The 16338-nt window shown below is 47.3% G+C and carries 14 protein-coding genes; 3 read left to right on the top strand and 11 right to left on the bottom strand.

Annotated features, from left to right (window positions below; genetic code table 11):
- Positions 1 to 36: 36 nt before the first annotated feature.
- The 4 genes from ptsP to aroA form a co-directional block, all read right to left on the bottom strand.
- On the bottom strand, positions 37 to 1797 hold the full coding sequence (ptsP, locus tag ACDJ59_RS05280; protein WP_413407882.1) for a phosphoenolpyruvate--protein phosphotransferase: 1761 nt from the start codon (positions 1795 to 1797) through the stop codon (positions 37 to 39).
- A complete protein-coding gene (locus ACDJ59_RS05275; RefSeq protein WP_036674872.1) occupies positions 1794 to 3674 on the bottom strand; it encodes a glucose PTS transporter subunit IIA in 1881 nt (626 codons plus the stop codon). The genes ptsP and ACDJ59_RS05275 overlap by 4 nt, the downstream gene beginning before the upstream one ends.
- A gap of 196 nt (positions 3675 to 3870) precedes the next feature.
- The gene (locus ACDJ59_RS05270) at positions 3871 to 4305 is read right to left on the bottom strand and encodes a CoA-binding protein (protein WP_017687409.1); all 435 of its coding nucleotides are present in this window, start codon (positions 4303 to 4305) and stop codon (positions 3871 to 3873) included.
- A gap of 59 nt (positions 4306 to 4364) precedes the next feature.
- Positions 4365 to 5660, bottom strand: a complete 1296-nt coding sequence (gene aroA, locus ACDJ59_RS05265; protein WP_047843705.1) for a 3-phosphoshikimate 1-carboxyvinyltransferase — start codon at positions 5658 to 5660, stop codon at positions 4365 to 4367.
- Between the two features lie 105 nt (positions 5661 to 5765).
- Here aroA and ACDJ59_RS05260 point away from each other — a divergent pair, with 105 nt between their 5' ends.
- A complete protein-coding gene (locus ACDJ59_RS05260; protein WP_017687407.1) occupies positions 5766 to 6071 on the top strand; it encodes a rhodanese-like domain-containing protein in 306 nt (101 codons plus the stop codon).
- Between the two features lie 136 nt (positions 6072 to 6207).
- On the opposite strand, the gene ACDJ59_RS05255 is transcribed toward ACDJ59_RS05260, so the two are convergent.
- The 4 genes from ACDJ59_RS05255 to ACDJ59_RS05240 all read right to left on the bottom strand — a co-directional run bounded on the left by ACDJ59_RS05255 (position 6208) and on the right by ACDJ59_RS05240 (position 10818).
- Positions 6208 to 6717 carry a shikimate kinase gene (locus ACDJ59_RS05255; protein WP_255319713.1) on the bottom strand — a complete coding sequence of 170 codons (510 nt, stop codon included), beginning with the start codon at positions 6715 to 6717 and terminating at the stop codon, positions 6208 to 6210.
- 373 nt (positions 6718 to 7090) lie between these two features.
- Positions 7091 to 8500 carry an NADP-dependent phosphogluconate dehydrogenase gene (gndA, locus tag ACDJ59_RS05250; RefSeq protein WP_413407881.1) on the bottom strand — a complete coding sequence of 470 codons (1410 nt, stop codon included), beginning with the start codon at positions 8498 to 8500 and terminating at the stop codon, positions 7091 to 7093.
- 172 nt (positions 8501 to 8672) lie between these two features.
- Positions 8673 to 9272 (bottom strand): hypothetical protein, encoded by a 600-nt coding sequence (locus tag ACDJ59_RS05245; RefSeq protein ID WP_413407880.1) that lies wholly within the window; start codon positions 9270 to 9272, stop codon positions 8673 to 8675.
- Between the two features lie 253 nt (positions 9273 to 9525).
- Positions 9526 to 10818 (bottom strand): MFS transporter, encoded by a 1293-nt coding sequence (locus ACDJ59_RS05240; RefSeq protein WP_282320796.1) that lies wholly within the window; start codon positions 10816 to 10818, stop codon positions 9526 to 9528.
- Between the two features lie 177 nt (positions 10819 to 10995).
- On the opposite strand from ACDJ59_RS05240, the gene ACDJ59_RS05235 reads away from it, so the two are divergent.
- On the top strand, positions 10996 to 12471 hold the full coding sequence (locus ACDJ59_RS05235) for an aminotransferase class I/II-fold pyridoxal phosphate-dependent enzyme (RefSeq protein WP_026080977.1): 1476 nt from the start codon (positions 10996 to 10998) through the stop codon (positions 12469 to 12471).
- 206 nt (positions 12472 to 12677) lie between these two features.
- Here the strand turns inward: ACDJ59_RS05235 and ACDJ59_RS05230 are convergent, their stop codons facing one another.
- The 3 genes from ACDJ59_RS05230 to ACDJ59_RS05220 all read right to left on the bottom strand — a co-directional run bounded on the left by ACDJ59_RS05230 (position 12678) and on the right by ACDJ59_RS05220 (position 14866).
- Entirely contained in the window at positions 12678 to 12995 is a 318-nt protein-coding gene (locus ACDJ59_RS05230; RefSeq protein ID WP_036614722.1) for a DUF1292 domain-containing protein, read from the bottom strand.
- 97 nt (positions 12996 to 13092) lie between these two features.
- The gene (locus ACDJ59_RS05225) at positions 13093 to 13647 is read right to left on the bottom strand and encodes a copper amine oxidase (protein ID WP_036614723.1); all 555 of its coding nucleotides are present in this window, start codon (positions 13645 to 13647) and stop codon (positions 13093 to 13095) included.
- Between the two features lie 799 nt (positions 13648 to 14446).
- On the bottom strand, positions 14447 to 14866 hold the full coding sequence (locus ACDJ59_RS05220; protein ID WP_017687397.1) for an organic hydroperoxide resistance protein: 420 nt from the start codon (positions 14864 to 14866) through the stop codon (positions 14447 to 14449).
- 217 nt (positions 14867 to 15083) lie between these two features.
- Here ACDJ59_RS05220 and ACDJ59_RS05215 point away from each other — a divergent pair, with 217 nt between their 5' ends.
- Entirely contained in the window at positions 15084 to 16295 is a 1212-nt protein-coding gene (locus ACDJ59_RS05215; protein WP_413407879.1) for a chromate transporter, read from the top strand.
- Positions 16296 to 16338 lie beyond the last annotated feature (43 nt).

Here is a 16338-nt window from a genome sequence, read left to right as displayed (position 1 = left end):
TATTAACTTAAAGGTATTTATATCCAGTTATCCTAATCACGATGCGTTCGAACCACTTTGTTCATCCGGACTTCCCGTGGAGTCATTAAAGACTTGCAGTCGCTCCTCAATATCTCCGCTGGTCCGTAAGGCGAAGCACTTTCGCGCTTCTTCTTTAGCGGCCGATGCTGTTGTGTTCAGCACTCTGTGCTTCACACGTAACAAGGATTGTGGAGACATACTCAAGTGGCGAATGCCAAGCTCCAACCAAAGCGGAATGGCACGTTCGTCCCCTGCCATCTCTCCGCACACACTGACATCAATTCCAGCCGTATGAGCCGCATCTGCTGTCGCACGAAGCATCCGCAGAACAGCCGGATGATAGGGGTGATACATATGAGCAATCTGCTCATTCATTCGATCTACTGCCAGTACATATTGAACCAGATCGTTCGTACCAATACTGAAGAAATCAGCTTCCTCTGCGAGCAGATCAGCAATCATCACCGCTGCAGGAACTTCGATCATAATTCCCACCTGAATGTGAGGGTCGTATGATAATCCCCGCTCGTCCAGATCGGACATCGCCTCACGAAGAATCTCATTGGCCTGCTGAAGTTCTTCCACCGAAGAGATCATCGGGTACATGATTTTGACATTTCCGGCAGCGCTGGCGCGCAGAATGGCTGTAAGCTGTGTTTTGAACAGATCCTTGCGGTCGAGACTAATCCTAATGGCACGGTAACCCAGAAACGGATTGTCTTCCTCCGGCAGTTCAAAATAATCGAGTTGCTTGTCACCACCGATATCCAGTGTACGAATAACAACGGATTGTCCTGCTGTTTTCTCTGCCACAAGACGGTAGACCTCATACTGTTCTTGCTCACCCGGGAACGTAGCACGGTCCATATACAAAAACTCTGTTCGGAACAAGCCCACACCTTTGGCTCCTTGTTTCAAAGCAAGGTCCAATTCCTTCACCGAACTGATATTGGAAGCTAAGTGCAAAACGGCCCCATCTTTGGTTACGGCATCCACGGTAGCAAGGACTTGAAGTTGTTCCTTTTTCTTCAGTTGCTTGCTGCGAAGCATGGTATACCGTTCAATGGTCTTGCGATCCGGGTCCGTAAATACCAAGCCATTGTCACCATCCACAACAAGCATATCCCCTGTCTCTACCGGCATGCCAAGACTCGCTTCCAGACCGGAAACGAGAGGAATGCCAAGGGCACGAGCCATAATCGCGGAATGTGATGTTTTCCCACCAATCAAGGTCACAATGCCTAGTACATGGGTGGGATTCAGATGCGCCAGTTGAGATGGCGACAGTTCTTTGGCAACGAGTACATACGGCTGGGTATCCGAAGGAAGTGTAATCTCCGGTGCACCGAGCAAATGCTTGAGCAGACGGTTACCCACATCCTTGATGTCAATGGCCCGCTCCTTCATATACTCATCTTCCAGCAAGTCAAACATCGTGACAAAGTGGTCAATGGCTTCTTTGACCGCCACTTCTGCCGCCTTGTACTGACGTTCGATAATGCCGCGAATTTCGTTCATGAATACCGGATCTTCCAGGATTGCCAGATGTGCATCAAAGATACTGGACTCCTCTGGACCAACGACTTCCTTGAACTCATTTTTGATATATTCGATCTCATCCTTTGATGTCCGTATGCCCTCATACAGCCGTTCGAACTCTTGGGCGAGATCCACCGAATCCATCTTCTGATCCGGCAGATCCCATTCCCAACTGGGCAGGACAAATGCTTTGCCGATGGCTATGCCTGCAGCTGCGTTGATGCCTTGTATCTTCATTCTACCCCTCCAACGTTCCTGTCATAGAGCACCACGGACATAACGGATGCCTGACCTTTCTTAACTTGCTTAAATGGAGCAAAACTCCATGATTTTACACGATCCGGATTCGTAATTACCATTGGTGTTGTCAGTGACGCCGCTTGCTCGCGGAGTACTGCCAGATCAAACTTGATCAACAACTGCCCTGGCTCCACCGTATCGCCCTCCTGAACAAAAGCTTCAAAATGGCCTTTCAACTGAGAGGTATCGATGCCGATATGCAGTAACACTTCAAGCCCCTCACGGGTAGAAATACCCAAGGCATGCATGGTCGGGTACAAGTGCATAATCGTTCCGTACACGGGTGAGACCAGCTCTCCCTTTTCCGGAACAAAGGCTACACCATCACCGACAAGCTTGGCTGCAAAGATCTGATCCGGCACCTCTTCAATCGGGAGCATTTTGCCCTGAACGGGGGCACAGAACAGAACTTGTTGCAGATCTCTTTCCAGCAGCTTCGCGATTTCTTCCCGAATCAATTCCGAGTAGGTCCCGAATACCACCTGTACGTTACCGCCACCCAGCTTGATCAGTCCAGCAGACCCCATACTCTTCATGGCACCCGTGTCGATCAAGCGGTCATCATGCACAGTCAGACGAAGACGTGTAATACATGCTTCAACCTGTACAATGTTACTCTTCCCGCCCAATGCTTCGAGGATTAAAGGTGCCTGATAAGGAATGTTACCTACCCAATCTTCCAGCATGGAGCCCTCTTCACGTCCTGGTGTTGGAATCTTGAACGTACGAATTGCCCATCGGAACAGAAAGTAGTAAACCAGCCCATATAGTATGCCAATCGGAATGAGCTTCCAAGCATTCTCCGATAGATGGAAATTGAGTATGTAATCAATAATACCTGCGGAGTAAGAAAATCCATGCCGGATATCAAGCCAGTAACTAATCCACATGGCAACGCCGGACATCACTGCATGCACGATGAACAGATAAGGTGCTGCGAACAAAAAAGCAAACTCAATCTGTTCCGATACCCCGGTTAGAAAACAAACGAGTGCCGATGTCAGAAAAGTTTTCTTGATTTTTGGTTTCAGATCTTCCCTGGCTTCCTGAATAATAGCAAAGGCTATTGCCGGAATGGCAAACATCATGATGGGAAATAAACCCGCCATAAAGAATCCTGCTGTTGGATCACCTGCAAAAAATCGGGGCAAATCCCCTTGCACAATGTTACCATCAGGCGTTTCAAACGTCCCTAACTGGAACCAAAACACATTGTTAAGCAGGTGATGAAGCCCAAAAGCGACCAGCACCCTGTATAACACCCCGTAGATGAACAGTCCAAAACCCCCGAGACTGTATTCCCAGGTAGCAATGCCGTTCAATCCATGCTGTAGGATCGGAGCGAGCCATAACATAAAACAGGAGAACAATGCCGAACAGAGTCCGACGATGAGCAAAACAAACCTTGAACCTCCAAAAAATTGTAAAATTTCAGGCAGTTTAATGCTTTTAAACCGATTATGCATCCCACCGGCAAGCGCGCCGAGTATGATTCCGATTAAGGAAGCGGGCTGGACGGTGCCATCCCCGAAGTTCCGAGTCACCTGATCATATATCACGATACCAGCCAGAGCAGCAAGTCCCGCTTGTCCGGCCTGGTTGGAGAGTCCCAGTGCTACACCGACAGCGAACAGATACGGTAAGAAATAAAAAATACCGTGTCCGGCCACGGTAGACACTTCACCGACAATATCCAATCCCCAGGCGTCCCAAGGCAGACTGCCAACACTGAGCAAAATTGCGGCGGCGGGCAGGACCATTGTAGGCAGCATTACCGCTCGTCCGAGCTGCTGCAAGGATCCGAGCCAATTCATGGCGACCTCTCCTTTCTATCCTAGATGGTAAGCTTTACGCAACGTTTTGTCAAAGCAAAACAGTAACCAATTGGTAATGAATACGGCAAAAATAGAACAGAAAAAATCCCGTCAACTTCAAGTTAACGGGATTCATCCTATAATCATTCAATTGGTTCAGATCAGGAGATCATTCGATCACAGGTGAACGAGCCTCTCAGCCGCGCCCTGCGCCGCGCAGAACGATGGAATCCTCTACCTTGATACAACGATTCGTTACCGCTGTCATGCCGTTCTCTGCAGCAATCTGGACCGCTTCATCACTATGGATGCCTAGCTGCAGCCACAGCACATTTGCTTTGATGGCAGCGGCGTCACGAGCGACATCCGCGCAGAACTCTTCGCGACGAAACACATTGACAATGTCTACCGGCTCTGGAATATCCGCGAGTGTGGCATATACCGTCTCGCCAAGGATTTCACCTTGCACCTGTGGATTAACCGGGATGATGCGATAACCTCTGCTCTGCATGGCTTCTGCCACCATATAGGAAGTGCGATCTGATTTGTCTGATAAGCCGACGACTGCGATGTTGCCTGCCTTGCGCAAAAGTTGTCCAATTTCTTCACGAGTAGGGTTGTTAAATTCCATGTTCAAGCACCATCCTTTTCTGATTAAAGTGCGTGTTCAAAAAACAGGTTTTCAGTTATTTACTCTTTTACCCATTGAACCGAGGCGCCAAGCGCCTGCAAATGATCGAAATATTGCGGATAAGACTTGGCTACATGGTGTGCATCCCGAATACGAAGCGGCTCCTTGGAACGCAGACCAACGACAGTGAGCGCCATAATTACGCGATGATCGTAGTGAGCGTTAATCTCAACGCCACCTTCAACGCCTTCTGGACGTCCATGTACGATAATCTCAGCTTGACGCTCTTCAACGTTCGCTCCTGCCTTCCGCAGTTCGTTCAAGTAATCGGTGATTCGGTCACATTCCTTGTAACGCAGGTTCTCTACATTATAGAACCGTGACGTGCCTTCCGCAAACACAGCTGCGGCTACCATAGCCAAAACAGCATCCGTCGCGGCATCCCCGTCGAATTCGATCGCTTTCAGTCTGCCATTACCTTGAACGTGTACAACATCGTTCTCATGTGTCAAGGGCACTTCCATCATGCGCAGCACATCAACGATGGCACGTTCACCCTGTTTGCTCTGCTCCATCAGGCGCAGAATTTTCACATCAGACTGTGTAACCGCTGCTGCGGCAAGAACGGCTGCCGAGCCCGGGTAGTCCCCTTGAACCGTGTAGGTTGTCGGCTGGTAAGCCTGTCCACCTGGTACACGGAAGGACATGTAATCATCACTTGCATGGATAACGATGCCTGCCTGCTCCAGCACTTCCAGCGTCTGTCCGATAACGACCTTGGACTTCAGGTCATTCAGCACTTCAATGGTGCTGTCTTCTGCAAGCAAAGGTGTAACAAACAGTAATGCACTCAGATATTGGGAACTGACGGAGCCGGATACACGAATGTGTCCACCCTTGGCATTGCCACCTTTGATTGTAATTGGCAAGCGTCCTTGTTCGTGCTGTACATCCACACCCAATTGGCCAAGCGCATCGATCAGGTCATCATGGGGGCGTTTGCCCAGTGAATCCGGGTACGTATTCACAAATGTAACGTCAGGGCAGAGCGCTGTAACGCCCATCAGGAAACGAAGTACAGCACCCGCATTCCCAACATTTAATTCACGCACATCACGGGGATGACTGCCAAAACCCTGGATTACAATCTTACTGTCGTCTTCTTCAAGTACTGCCCCCAGATCACGAATACATCTGCGCATGGCATCACTGTCTTCACTGTGTGCCGGGAAATGGATGGTACTTGTGCCTTCTGCCAGCGCAGCAGCCAGCAAATAGCGGGTAGTGTAGTTTTTGGAGGACAGAGCCCCGATTTCCCCGTTCAGCGTGGGGGTTGGTTTAACAATAACGTCCATGGATGAAATTCTCCTTCATTGATTATATTGTGGCCAAATTGACATTCCGTGCATCGCTTGGGTATCATTATAGCGTTAAGTCCATACAGAAAAGAGGACCTGAATATGACACAAATAGCTGAAATTGAAACGTCTGAGCTGCGCCGCCGTTTACAGGCGGGAGAGAAGCTGCAGATGATAGACGTCCGCGAGGACGATGAAGTCGCGCAAGGCATGATCGAAGGAGCCAAGCATATTCCGCTTGGACAGATTCCAGACCGGCTGTCTGAGATTGAGAAATCAGGCGAGATCGTGATCATCTGTCGTAGCGGTTACCGCAGTGAGCGTGCATGTGAATATCTGCAGCAACTGGGATATGAAGGCTGTACAAACATGGTCGGCGGTATGCTTCAGTGGCAACAGGAAGACTAGAGAAACCCGGAGAGAAGCGAAGTCATTTGTAACCTTGTGACTTCTGCTCTGTTCCACTCCTAGAAACGGGCCTATATGGCCCGTTTTGTTATATCTGCCACCACCTATCAACTATTAAACTTCCATGATAACAAGCTTAGACGCGGTAATGCGCTAAAATTAAACGAGTCACTTCAGCAGCGGATAACTCCGTTGTATCCACCGTATAATGTGCGAACCGATATGCGTCTTTCCGTTCTTCCATAATCGTCTTGATGCGTTCCTCTGCATTGCCTGCAAGAAGCGGACGATTGTCACAGCCGCTAACACGTTCTACAATCACTGCCGGGTCAGCAGTCAGGGCAACAACCCAACCATTCTTCGACATTACGTCACAATTATCCGAACGTAGCACCACGCCACCTCCGGTCGCTATGACCTGTGACTTTTTCTCCAGCACCGAGCATAACATGCGGCTCTCGGCATCACGGAAATACGTCTCTCCCTTGCCAGTGAACAGTTCCGGAATCGTACAGCCTTCCTCTTTTTCCACCGCGGTGTCCACATCAATCAATCGATAACCAAGCTCGCGTGCAAGCATGTCAGCGACGGTTGATTTGCCGGTTCCCATCATACCAATGAGAATAATATTGTTAGACTTGCTCAAGGTGTACACTCCTTTAATTAAAGCAATTCGTGAGCACTTTTGTCCTATCATAACACAGCCCTGCGGACTGGGAAAGACCATCTCCTCACCGACTTCCTTTCGACCATCCGCAAGAACTTCCAAGACAGATCGAGTAACTCCCGGCATCTAAGCCTACGTCAGATCACCCTCAAGCAGTTTTGAGCCCCAAACGTCTCAATCAGTAATCATCCATTAACCTAACGAACTCCAATGAGCTTATTTACAGTAAAAAAAGAGGCCCAGCGTTAACCGGCAATCACCGGAACGCCAAACCTCTTTTGAGCCTCTTAGCAGGCCAAAGCTCCTGCTTAAGGGCGCTTTGACCAAATCTAATAGACTTGTATATGTGGTACTACTCCATCCAGTTGTGGTGGAAGCTACCTTCTTTGTCCACACGTTTGAACGTGTGAGCACCGAAGTAGTCACGTTGGGCTTGCAGCAAGTTTGCTGGCAAACGCTCTGTACGGTAGCTGTCGTAGTAAGAAAGAGCGCTGGAGAATCCAGGTACTGGAACACCTTGTTTTACAGCAGACGCTACAACTTCACGCCATGCGCCTTGATAAGACTCAACGATGTTTTGGAAGTAAGGATCCAAGAGCAAGTTTTTCAGAGCTGCGTCTTTATCATAAGCTTCCTTGATGTTTTGCAGGAACTGCGAACGGATGATACAGCCACCACGGAAGATCATGGCAATGTTGCCGTATTTCAGATCCCAGCCATACTCGTCGGAAGCTGCTCGCATTTGTGCAAATCCTTGTGCGTAGGATACGATTTTACTTGCAAAGAGGGCTTTACGCACGCTCTCGATAAATGCTTTTTTGTCACCGGAGAACGCTTCAGTCGCTGGTCCATTCAGGATTTTGCTAGCTGCTACACGCTCGTCCTTCATGGCAGACAGGAAACGGGAGAATACGGATTCCGTAATCATGGACAATGGTACGCCGAGATCCAGCGCGCTTTGGCTTGTCCATTTACCTGTTCCTTTTTGTCCAGCCGCGTCCAGAATAACGTCAACCATTGGTTTGCCTGTTTCTGGATCGTATTTGGAGAAGATATCTGCCGTGATTTCGATCAGGTAGCTATCCAGCTCTCCTTGATTCCATTCCGTAAAGATTGCGTGCAGCTCTTCAACAGAAACGTTCAATACGGATTTGAGCAAGTGGTACGCTTCACCAATCAACTGCATATCTCCGTACTCGATACCGTTATGCACCATTTTCACATAGTGTCCGGCACCGTCAGGTCCAATATATGTACAACATGGATCGTCACCGACTTTGGCTGAAATCGCCGTCAGGATCGGTTCAACCAGTTTATAAGCACTTTCCTGCCCACCTGGCATGATGGAAGGGCCTTTCAGTGCGCCTTCTTCACCACCGGATACACCTGTACCGATGAAACGAATGCCTTTGTCTTCCAACTCTTTGCTGCGACGTTGCGTGTCAGGGAAGTATGCGTTCCCTCCATCAATGATAATGTCGCCCTCATCCAGGTGAGGAAGCAGTTGTTCAATGGTAGCGTCGGTCGCTTTGCCGGCTTGTACCATGATCAAAATTTTGCGCGGGGATTCCAGGGATGCTACGAACTCTTCAATGGAGAATGAGCCTGTCAGGTTTTTACCTTCAGCTTCTTTCAGAAGATCATTGGTTTTCTCCGGGGAACGGTTATATACCGATACTGAAAAACCTTTGCTTTCAATGTTAAGGGCCAAATTTTTGCCCATGACAGCCAGGCCAATTACGCCAATTTGTTGTTTTGTCATCTGGTCCTCCATCCTTTGCTCCAATTAATTTTATTGAAATAAATTCTCAACAATACTCCCATTTTAACGGTTTTATGTATAGAAGTGAACCCCGTGGCACAGCTACGCAACGAGAAAACACCCCAATCTGCTGAGGTGTTCATCGTATTTTCATAAATACGGCCTTATCTTGTCATCCTTCCAACATTAACAGATGTCCAGACAACTGTTTTAAGACTTGACGGCAAGCATTTGCTTTGTCGATATTATCCATTTGCATGGCCGTGTAGAGGCGCTCCAGTTCATCGTCTACTTCCATGCGCAACAACATGAGCCTTTCCTCGCCTTCACGCGAGAGGAACATTTCTTCCATCTCTTCCGCCGTCGGCGCAGGTTCCTTTTGAAAAATGACACGCTGTTTGAACCCAGACACTTCCACGAGACGAATGACTTCACCGAATAAAATGTTCTCCACAGTCATCTGCTGATCCTTAAATCGCTTCACAACTGCATGCCCGCGTGTATCTCCAATCAGCTTCTCCAGCCACTCTGCAAGCTTTGCATCCTTAATAATATAATCCCCAGTCATCTTGTAGTTCCCCGTACGTGTCTGTTGAAAGCGGAGCTTTACCAGCTTGCGGCCGGTCCGGACTGACAGGATAAAAAAGGATTCGTCCTCGCTCCAATATAGTGAATATCCCTCACGAATAAGGTCTCTGATCAAATTTTGGATATGCCGACGGTTGAACCGCAGCTCCAGATTGCAATATTCAACTTCATAACTCTTATTCACGGCACTCCCTCCATCTGTACCGGATCAACTCCGGCCCTCGTCTTCAATCGCTTCTACTCAATCGGCTTACCCTATTTTATACTTCATTTTATGTAAGGGTACTTGGTTATTTGACTATTTTTCACCAAAAGGACCGCCGGATTGTAGCTTTCCGCAGACGCACAGGGGCAAGCCCCCGATTATCGTGATATAACGGACGCAAAAAAGGGAGTTCCACAACCAAGACGGTTGGTACAACTCCCTTTTCTTTTGCTTATTTGGCCGGAGCGGTGCGAAACGGATTGCGGGATAACACAAAGTGCACAACGGCAAGTCCTGCCATAACGATGGCACTGCCAATGAATGGGGCCGGATGGCTCACGTGGTCCCACAGCAGTCCGGAAACAATGGGGCCTACAACCATGCCTGATCCCTGCAATGTAAGGAAGAATCCCCAGATCGCACCCCGCTCTCCTTTGGGAATCAGTGTGGCTACAAAAGCATTCCAGGCTGGTAAAATCATGGCATAACTGATGCCCACCAGCATGACAACACCAAACACCACCGGAATGGATGTTATGGAGGAGAATGCGAACAGACTCGCCGCCGCCATCAAAAAACCAATGTTCAGGAACGGTTTCGTGCCAAACCTGTCTACCATTTTACCAACAGGCAGCAAGGCAATGACCGTTATTCCACCACCTGCAATCAGCAACAAACTGTAAAGGTTCGGTGAGATGTGCAGGTCTGTGCGTGTATATAGCGTGATTACTGGACTGAGCAGCCCGATGACAAACGACTGCATAAACAGTGCAGGATACACCAGTGGATTAACATTAAGCGTACTGCGTACCCGTTGCAGTGTGTCCTTCACACTCTTTTGCAGCCGGATGAACGGCGTGAGCAGATTCGGTTTGGCTGGATATTTCACATCACTATTCTTCGCTGCTTGCTCGGCATGCTCTCCTTCAACAATGACACGTCCAGGAAGAATCATGGCCACCAGAATAACGAGAATGGCACAACCCATCAGCACAAGAAAAATGGTGCGATAATCATGATGCGTGCGCTCCAGCAGCCAGTTCATGCCTATAGGTCCAAGCCCCGTTCCGCCGAGAGCAGCCATCTCCAGCGCCCCCATTGCTGTACCATTCTTGTTCTGTGGGCCTGACATCGCCGTCACGCCTGTCATGGCGCAAGGCCAGAGTGGTGACGTACCAATGCCAAGAATCAGACAGGCCATGGCCAGTCCAACGGCACTTTTGAGAAAAAGGATCATAATAACAGCGATTAAGGTACAGATTAATGCTGTAACCATCGTTGCGCGGAACCCGATCCGTTCTGCTGCCCAGCCGGAAGGCGCCCGGAACAGATTATCTCCCAGATATTGAAGAGCAAATGCCACACCAATGACGCCTGCAGACAGACCCAGTATATTGTCCATATACACGGGCAGAACAGCTACCAACAGAGCCCCTTTGATAATTTCAACTAGAAAAAGTGTCAGCCACATCGCGATAAAAAATGGTGATCGCAAAATTTTGGCTGGTTTTGTATCGGTTTGCATTCTTTTTCCCCTTTCGGTGTTCATTTGCCTATTCCCTATCCTTAGTGTAACCGTGGGGAATGTGCCCAAATCTCGGCAATTTAAAAAATTGTCGATTTATACTGTTGCATTCGGTTCTTAATTTGCTATACTCATCTTTGTTTACCAATTTTATTAGGAAGGGTTGTGACAGCACTGATGAATCACCACCGTACGCCGCTGTTTACCGCTTTAAAAAATCATGCGGCACTCAATCCGGTACAGTTTCATATTCCGGGCCATAAAAAAGGATTGGGAGCGGATACCGAATTCCGTGAATTTATTGGCGATAATGCCTTCTCCATAGATTTGATTAACATCGCACCGTTGGATGACCTGCATCAGCCAACCGGTGTCATTCAGGAAGCACAGATTTTGGCAGCAGATGCCTTCGGAGCCGATTATACCTATTTTAGTGTACAAGGCACAAGCAGTGCCATTATGACCATGATTCTGTCTGTATGTTCACCGGGTGACAAAATTATTGTGCCCCGTAATGTGCATAAATCGGTTCTGTCCGCGATTATTTTCTCAGGCGCCAAACCCGTATTTGTTTCTCCTTCACAAGATGCCAATCTGGGCATTGACCATGGAGTGACTACACAGTCTATCCGTCGCGCACTTGAGCGTCATCCAGATGCCAAGGCTTTGCTTGTAATTAACCCGACCTATTACGGCGTGGTTACCGATCTTAAAGAGATTGTTGAGCTGGCACACAGCTACCAAGTCCCTGTACTTGTTGATGAAGCGCATGGCGTACTCATTCATTTCCATGAGGATCTGCCGTTGTCTGCGATGGCAGCAGGTGCCGATATGGCTGCAACCAGTGTCCACAAGCTTGGTGGCTCCATGACACAGAGTTCCGTACTCAACCTGAACACAAAGAATGGGTTCGTGAATCCACAGCGTGTACAGACGATTCTGAGTCTGCTCACCTCAACATCAACTTCATACATTTTGCTTGCTTCACTCGATACATCAAGACGTAACTTGGCTCTCCACGGTCGTGAGATTGCACAGAAGGCGATTGAACTAGCTGAGTTTGCCAGACGTTCGATTAACGATATGGATGGCCTGTATTGCTTCGGTAGAGAGCTGCTGGGTACAGAAGCGACCTTCAACTATGATCCAACCAAAGTAACGATCCATGTTCGCCATCTGGGCATTACAGGGTATGAGACAGAGAACTGGCTGCGTGAACATTACAACATCGAGGTCGAACTTAGTGATATGTACAATATTCTGTGTCTCATTACGCCAGGAGATACGGATAACAGTGTGGATATCTTGCTGAACGCTTTGCAGGATCTCTCCCGTACCTATTATCAAGTGAACCCGGCCCATGAACTGGTCGTAAAAGTTCCAGATATTCCACAGTTGATGCTGACTCCACGTGATGCATTCTACGGTGATACCGAAGTGATTCCGTTCAAGGAATCCGCAGGACGTATTATTTCAGAATTCATCTATGTGTATCCGCCAGGCATTCCGATCCTATTGCCGGGTGAGGTTATCACCCAGGAAAACATCGACTACATCATCGATCATGTTGAAGTTGGATTACCCGTCAAAGGACCCGAAGATCGCAGCGTAACCAACGTTAAAGTGATCGTGGAAGCCGATGCCATTTTCTAACCCCCCCCCTTGCGCCGTGCAGGGGATAAACTTAGAGGACCAAGCCCTAGCTTGGTCCGTTTTTATTTTATGGGACAAGCGAGTTTGCATTTTCCCGTCTATTTCGTCGTTTAAACCAGTAGTGTAAATGCTCGTATACCTCTTAAAAAACAAACAAAAGGCCCCCTGAGATCAAGGAGCCTTCATGTTATGTTCCAAAAGAATGACTATTCTTGTGATGCAACGAGTTCGTTGTAAGCCGCTTCAACGCGGTTCCACTCTTCTTCGTCTTCAATATTGTAGAGCACCATTTCCTCGTCTTCTTCTTCCATACGCAGGATGATGCCGTCAGCTTCAGGATTGTTACGTTCCAGCAGGAGCGCATAAACATGCTTCTCCACGTCAAACGTCTCCACCAAAACCATCTCCACGTCTTGGCCGTTCTCGTCTGTTAATGTGAGAAGGACTTCTTCATGCTCGTGGTCGTGGTCGTGGTCTTGCCCGCATCCGCAGCCATCGCCGTGTTCATGTGTGTGATCGCTCATTGAAATACCTCGCTTTATAAATAGAAATTGTGTAACCTTGCATATCGTAACATGTTCAAAGACACAGGTCAATTTAACTCACAGGGTTATTTTCGCTTCAATCGTTCAGCGCTGTAATGATTTTCTCCGCTACCAGGACGTAGCTGCTGTTTGCATTTTCTTTAATATGAAAGCCGACCTGATACTTGCCGGCACGACTGAAATCGTACGTAAAATCATATGTGCGGAACCAGAAGTTATCCTTCTGGGTCGTAAGCTCCTGAGACTGGATATCCTTCACCTGACCGCTCGGGTTAGTGATTGTTACTTTCACGGCAGCTACATCTGCTGTCAGACTGTCCACTTGTGAAAATACATTAAATTTCAGCTTACCCACGTTAACGTTGCCAAATACAGTGTCTCCCTTAAAGAGAAAAATATGTACATTCGGTTTGATCACCGTTACTCTCTTGTTACTGCTGTCCCATTTGACGACGCCTCCGGCTTCCCTGACAGGTACATAGGTCGTTCCATCAATGAGATAACCTCCATCAGCTGCTTCCTTGCCGTTAATGAGAACACGAATCTTCTCGTTCACCGAATCCGCAAACAATAAAGACCCGCCGAGCAAGGAGAATACCGTGACACAAAGCAATATTCGTTTCCATTTCATCCCGTCAATGTTCCCTCCCCTGCTGCTAGCTGTTGTACATTTATACTGCAGATTCATCCACAAAGTTGCGCTGTTTTTCATCATTTTTCATTTTTTATCCAGAATTTTTTCCACCCCTTGGAATGCACAAATAGAGGCGATCCTCATTAAAGGATGCCCCTGATCTATTATTGTTATATATACGGGATTATACGAAGAGTTATGAAGAAGTGTGGCGGGTCAATATACAGGGAACGCCCTTGCCTAAAGCTCCTTCAATTCTCATACGTGCAGCATAATCCATGCCTCGTGTACATGGTGTCTTACATCTCTCGCATACATCCGATGTGACCAACTTCATGGATACACGTAATTTATCACTCTTTAATGCGGGAGCTTTCTTACCCTTTGCCTTTGCCATCCCGGATTCCCCATTTCCCCAAGTGCTTACTGATGTAATGCATCATATGGGGATTCGCCCGGTTGTGTGTCTATTTAAAAAACGTATTTAAATAATAAAAATATGACAAGGAGGATACCTCCGAGAATGAGCCAGTTGCTGATTTCATACCAAATGCTCTTGCCTCCGGACAGGTATTTCTGTTCATTCTCTTGATGACGCTGACGGTGGGTATCGGTCTCAGAGCCATGGGGTGGTTTGCTAAAATCCATCATAAGTACATTCCCCTTTCAGCAGTTTTGTGTAAGCTTACTACCATTATAACCCATAATTGAGTATAAAATTGATTTTTCTGCATAAAACACCAAAAAACCTCCGATTTCTCGGAGGTTTCTTATCAACAACAAATAGTATCAATGATTACGCCAGTTCCACGTTAACATTCACGTTCCCTTTGATTCCTTTGGAATATGGGCAGTAGTCATGGGCAAGTTTCACAAACTTCTGTGCTGTTTCTTCATCCAGACCAAGGATTTTAACTTCCAAATCTACTTGAAGCTTCACGCCGTTATCCTCAGAGTCCGTCACCAACATTACCGTTGCAGCTACGGTACTTCTTTCAATCTCAACTTTGTGTTTCTTCAATTGAAACTCCAGTGCGGAGTTAAAACAAGCACTATACCCTGCTGCAAACAACTGCTCCGGATTGGTAGCTGTCGTCACTTGTCCTCCGAGTTCAGGCGGTGCAGCAACATCCAACATAAACACGTTATCTGGGGATTGTACGATGCCTTGACGTCCGCCTGTATTGATTACTGTTGTTTCATATAATGTTTTCATTTGTGAAAACTCCTTTAGTTAATTAGATTTATTTTGACTAAATTTTGATCTCTTTTGTATCACCAACAATTACATTGTACAAAATTAAATTGTGTATGTAAATAGTTATTATAAAATAAATATAGTTTAATGCTGCGTTTAAATGAATAGCGATGATGAGAATTATAATGTAGTTATTGGATAGCCTGCATCGAACCGTTAAGGAGGAATAACACGTTTGGAGAATAATTCATTTCTAACCCCGGACAAGCCCAAACATACAGTCAGAGCACTTTCTGAGGTGTTGGCTGTATCAACTAAACTTGGCCTGACTTCATTTGGAGGACCGATCGCTCATCTTGGTTACTTTCATGAAGAATATGTTCGCCGCAGAAAGTGGATGGATGAACGAAGCTATGCAGATTTAGTTGCGTTATGTCAATTTTTGCCCGGGCCTGCCAGCAGTCAAGTCGGAATTGGAATTGGCATCATCCGCAGCGGTTTGTTGGGGGGACTGATGGCTTGGCTTGGTTTCACACTTCCTTCTGTCATTGCGTTAGTTTTGTTCGCTTTCCTTCTGCAAGGATTTGATATCAGCAGTACTGGCTGGATTCATGGTCTTAAAATTGTTGCTGTAGCTATTGTCGCTCAGGCGATATTGGGCATGGGGCAAAAACTAACTCCTGACCGTTACAGGGCAACCATCGCTATCTTTACTGCAGCGGCGACTCTTGTGTGGCAGACTGCGTTCACTCCAATCCTTTTTATTGTTATTGCAGGCATAATAGGCATGATTTATTTTAGAAAAATGACAGGTATTAAGACAGCAGACTTGTCTGTTCCGGTGAGTCGTAACTTGGCAATAGTCTGTCTGGCTACGTTCTTTGGAATCCTGATTCTTCTCCCGTTAATCACACCATTTGATCGTTCGGGATGGCTGTTATTCTTTGATAGCTTCTACCGTTCAGGATCACTTGTATTTGGTGGAGGGCATGTTGTACTTCCGTTACTGGAACGTGAATTTGTCCCTACAGGTCTGATGAACAAGTCCGACTTTTTGGCGGGATATGGAGCAGCACAAGCTGTACCCGGACCATTGTTCACCTTTGCCAGTTATTTAGGAGCGATGATGCGTGGGATTCCCGGTGCTTTGGTTGCAACGATTGCTATCTTTTTGCCGGCATTCCTTCTGATCGTAGGCGCATTGCCCTTCTGGAATTCTTTATGTAAAAGTTCAAAAATCCAAGGAGCATTAATCGGAATTAATGCAGCTGTTGTAGGTATTTTGTTAGCATCGTTGTACGATCCGCTTTGGACAACTGCGATCCTAGCTCCTGTTGATTTTGCACTGGTATGTATGTTGTTTCTAATGCTCGTTTTTTGGAAAGTACCACCGTGGATCGTTGTCGTTGCTGGTGCAGCAGGCGGTACAATCATGAACCTTCTCTAAATAAAAAAGGTACCCAAACACTGCACCTCATTTTCAAAGCGTC

It is taken from the genome of Paenibacillus amylolyticus, assembly GCF_047302515.1.
GTDB lineage: Bacteria > Bacillota > Bacilli > Paenibacillales > Paenibacillaceae > Paenibacillus > Paenibacillus amylolyticus_G.
The sequence above is the reverse complement of the archived record's forward strand: the minus strand, read 5'-3'. Positions and strand labels throughout refer to the sequence as shown.